We start from the raw sequence: 2,743 nt of genomic DNA, 5'->3' as shown, positions 1-2,743 counted from the left end.
GAAAGCCAGCCTTCGCTTTCATCCCTTTCAGGGATGAAAGCTCCTCTTTTATCGAAACAATCGGGTTTAAAACCTCGCCTTTTAAGGCGAAAAGTTTTTGGAGTGGGGTCTAAATCCCCGTTACAAAACTGTACTTCCGACTTCCGACTTCCAACTTCCGACTTCTTTAACGATCTCCCCTGTTGACCAAATCAATCAGTCCATTGAAAGATGATGCCGACCATTGGTCGGCAAAAATAAGCGCTAGCCCCCCATATCTTTAGTTTTGTAGCCAGGCGATTAATTACAACTGGCTCTGTTGAAAGATCGTGTGGGTTATTGTTCGTGCATCCAACATCCAGAAGAACTTTCTATTACCCAAATATTTTGGCTATTGTAAAAATCCCCACGTTGCTCTAATTTAAAGCCACCTAGCAATAATCCCAACCACACCTCCACCATCGGCATTTTCAACTTCTGTTGCAGTTTAGTTAGGGCAATTTCATCTTTTACTTGTGCAAGATACTGTGCGATCGCAGCAGTCCATTTTTGCACATCTTCATCGCTTGCTAAGTTACGAACATCTTCTAAAGTCGTCACTTCTTCTAGCATTGCTAGGACGTTCGTCTTGTCAACAGGCGCTGCCACTGAATCATTATTTTGGGCAGTATTGGAAAACTGATGCGGCCCATGCGGTCTAAAAGTTTGCACAGGAGGTTCTTCGATGAGGTCATCTAATTCTAGCTGCATGGTTGTCCGCACTAATCCAGCAAAGATATCAGTACTGATTACTGGTCCCTCAGTATCGTTGTCAGCCTGTACATCTTCTAACAGTAACTCAGCACGAGACAGAAGAATATCTGCAATTTGATAAAACGCTGCCGCAGCAGTTGATAATTGCACTTCGGTTGGTAAATTTTCTAGCTCAGTATCTAAGCATTCCCACACTGGAGCTAGCGAACAAGTGGCTGGATCTGATGATATTTCATCCAAGATATCCCAGATTGTTAATTGGCGATAGCTGGTCATGATTCAGGATGCAATGGACAGGGACGCACTGGGCAATGCGTTGGGCTAACTTCAAACATATCCTTTCCTTATATTGATATAGTGAAACATTGTATTCTTTAGCAAACGCCTGTAATACCTTATCTGTATAGGCGCGTATCTTGCCCGCCGTTAGCCCAAAGCAGTGAATTGGCTCTAAACGACAAATCGGCTTTTGCCCCAGCCATAACTCTGCACTCAAGGCGTGTAAAGGTTTATCTCCCGGTTCCTTATATAGATAAAGTACTGCAAAATAGTTAGCTGGTGGGTCAACGGCGATCGCCTCAATGTGCCCAGAATCATCTTTACTTTTGTTGCGGTAGAACGAACGGCGATTGTGACAAACCTTGGCATTCCAGCAGCCATCACCTTCTGGCCCATGAAGTACCTTAGCCTTAGCTGGGGGTAGCTTGGCGCATAGCTGGCATTTGGGATCAAGTGGCTTGGGCATTCCTCACTCCGCTTTGTCTTCCCCTATCGCACGATAGTAAGCAGCGATCGCCGCTTGTTGCTCGCCACGAAGTGTATATCGCCGAAAAGCTCTGTCACTATGATGTCCTGTTAACTTCCTTGCGTGAGCTGGATCAAGACCTAGTAATATTAAATCAGTAGCGTAAGTATGCCGAAACGAGTGCGGATGTAAATCTTCAATGCCTGCGATTTCTCCGATTTTCTCCACAGCAAAGTAAATGCCGTGGTAACTCAAGCGTTCGCCTTTAAATGAAGCATGGTGTGAAATCATCAACGGTGTCAGGCTATTCAATTGTTCCCCTGATTCAATACGCGATCGCAAATATTCTTGCAAAACTTCACGGCTTTCTTTCTTTAGTGGCACTAGGCGCGGTTCATTCGTTTTGGTATCTGGTAAAAATAGTAGCTTGCCATCAAATGACCCGACATTTAACTCCACGATTTCCCCTGCCCTCAACCCGTGACTGAGAATGTGTACCAGTGCGGTATCCCGTTGCTTTGTTTCTCCCAGTAGCTCTAAAGCTGCCCATACTCTTTCCATCTGTTCTGGTGTTAAGCTTTGGGCTGGTGGCAGTGGTACTTTTTCTAGTTTTATCCCCAGCGTTGGATTGGTAGCAACTATATCTGGATATGTGTAACACATCCATTTAAAAAAGCTTTTCAGTGCGGCAACTCCCGCATTGATGCTGCTTTTTGAAAGCGGCTTTTGTGCATCAGTTTTTACTTCATCTCGCAGATATTCTTTGTACAACCCAAAGTGACGTGGGCGTAGCTCGTGATAGTGCAGTTGCGTCCATCCTAAGAACCGCTTTAGTTCTCGTTCGTAGAGCTTACGACTATTAGGCGCTAGGTTGTTGCTGCGTAAAAACTCCAGCACCTTTACAAGGCGAATATCAGTCGGCGCAGCTATTTTTGCTGGTCTATCCCTCGGTGTTCGCTGCTCCATACATACAGCTTCATCATTTAAGGGAATAAGTTTGATCTGTGGTAGGTTGTCAAACTGGGAGTTATTTGCCATATCGCGGCGAGCGCCTAGAAGCACAGTGGAACTAACACCCCAAATTGTATGTGACTTCAGGTAGAATTTGCCCAAACCAGAAGTTAAAAGTTGTCTGCCTAATGTTCTGTAAGTGAAACTCCGTTCTTAAGAATAGAGTCCCTACACCCCACACCCGTTGCGCCATACCCTGTTTATGGCAAGTGTCCGATTCTAGCCGCCAATATTGGACACTTAATCTAAAACAGT

General features: G+C 45.0%; 3 protein-coding genes and 1 pseudogene. All 4 read right to left on the bottom strand.

All coding sequences use genetic code 11. The features are described from left to right. Positions 1–315: 315 nt before the first annotated feature. Positions 316–1,008, bottom strand: coding sequence for a hypothetical protein (locus ACM0OY_RS40035; RefSeq protein WP_414574242.1), 693 nt, complete (start codon positions 1,006–1,008; stop codon positions 316–318). Continuing rightward, positions 1,005–1,477: pseudogene (locus tag ACM0OY_RS40030) on the bottom strand (hypothetical protein). The gene ACM0OY_RS40035 and the pseudogene ACM0OY_RS40030 overlap by 4 nt, the downstream one beginning before the upstream one ends. A 3-nt stretch (positions 1,478–1,480) precedes the next feature. Continuing rightward, entirely contained in the window at positions 1,481–2,515 is a 1,035-nt protein-coding gene (locus ACM0OY_RS40025; RefSeq protein ID WP_414574241.1) for a tyrosine-type recombinase/integrase, read from the bottom strand. A 31-nt stretch (positions 2,516–2,546) separates the two neighbouring features. Further along, positions 2,547–2,743: hypothetical protein (locus ACM0OY_RS40020; protein ID WP_414574240.1), on the bottom strand; the 197-nt coding region annotated here is incomplete at its 5' end.

The organism is Nostoc sp. CCY 9925 (assembly GCF_963920935.1).
Lineage (GTDB): Bacteria > Cyanobacteriota > Cyanobacteriia > Cyanobacteriales > Nostocaceae > Nostoc.
The sequence above is the reverse complement of the archived record's forward strand: the minus strand, read 5'-3'. Positions and strand labels throughout refer to the sequence as shown.